General features: G+C 66.5%; 1 pseudogene. It reads right to left on the bottom strand.

The window, feature by feature from the left end:
* Window positions 1–1360, bottom strand: a pseudogene (locus tag SRAH_RS10520) (IS3 family transposase); the annotation flags it as partial.

Genomic DNA, 1360 nt, shown 5'->3' with positions numbered 1-1360 from the left:
GCCACAGCCGCTTTGATGACCGAGTCGCGCTCCGGGTTGAGCGTGACCGCATCGACCGGTGTCCAGTTGCGCGTCTGGCCCGACCAGCGCGCCGGGTTCTTCTGCCGGGCTTGCTGGTACAGCGCATGGCGCGCATCGAGAATGTCGTGATCTTGGCCACTGTGGCGCTGGGCCGGGCTGACGTACTGGATGCCGCTGTGGCGGTGATCGTGGTTGTACCAATGCACGAACTGCGCCGCCCAAGCTCTGGCCTCATCGAGGCTGGCAAAGCCCTTGGCCGGGAACTCGGGCCGGTACTTGGCGGTGCGAAACAGCGCCTCGGCATAGGCGTTGTCGTCGCTCACACGCGGTCGCGAGTACGAGGGCTTCACACCCAGCCAGTTGAGCATGGCCAGCACCGTAGTCGCCTTCAGGGTCGATCCATTGTCACCGTGCAATACCGGTTTATCAGTGAAAGCAGCAATGCCCTCGGCCAGTGCGGTGCGGCGCACCAGGTGCGCGGCATGGTTGGCGTCGTCGCTCTCGTGTACCTCGGCGCCCACGATCTTGCGGCTGTACAGATCCAGAATCAGGTACAGATGAAACCAGCGCCCGGTCACCACGGCGGGCAAGTAGCTCATGTCCCAGCACCAGACTTGGCCGGGCGCGGTAGCGATGTGGGTGCTGGGCGGGCGCACCGCTCTGGGAGCCTTGGCACGGCCACGGCGGTTGTTTTGCCCATGCGCCCTGAGCACACGCGCCATGCTGGATTCGCTGCCCAGATAGATCCCTTCGTCGGCCAGCATGGGCACGATGCGTGCCGGCGGCACCGAGGCAAAGCGGGTCTGGTTGGCCACTTCCAGCAGCGCGGCACGCTCCGCCGGGCTCAGGGCATGGCTGGGCACGGGCCGCAGCGCCTGCGGCCTGCCATCGCCGGTTTCGAGCCCCTGCTGGGCCTTCCAGCGTTGCAGGGTGCGCACGTCGATGCCGACGATCTCGCAGGCTGGGCGCAGGCGTGCGCCGGCGGTGTGCGCAGCATAGATGTCTCGGGACAGAGCTTGGCGATCTTCGAGGCCGATCATTCGTCCTCTCCCTTTTGGAAGATCGCCGCGACTTTTTTTGATAGCACCAGCAGCGCGGCGGTCTCGGCCAGTGCCCGGTCTTTGCGCAGCAGATCGCGTTCGAGCTCCTTGATGCGCTTGGCTGAGGCGCGCGTGGCCTGCGGGCTGGCGCGTGCCTCTTCGGGGTTGGACAAGGCCGTGGTGCAACTGCTGCGCCACTGGTCAAGCTCGCTCGGGTACACGCCGTGCTCGCGGCACCAGGCGCTCTTGGCCGCCTCGTTGAGGGCCGCCGTGGTGATGACGGCTTCGAGCCGACTGCC

Origin of the sequence: Serpentinimonas barnesii, assembly GCF_000696225.1 — a bacterium.
Taxonomy (GTDB): Bacteria; Pseudomonadota; Gammaproteobacteria; order Burkholderiales; family Burkholderiaceae_C; genus Serpentinimonas; species Serpentinimonas barnesii.
Note: the sequence above shows the minus strand (reverse complement) of the source record. Positions and strands in the feature narration are given on the sequence as shown.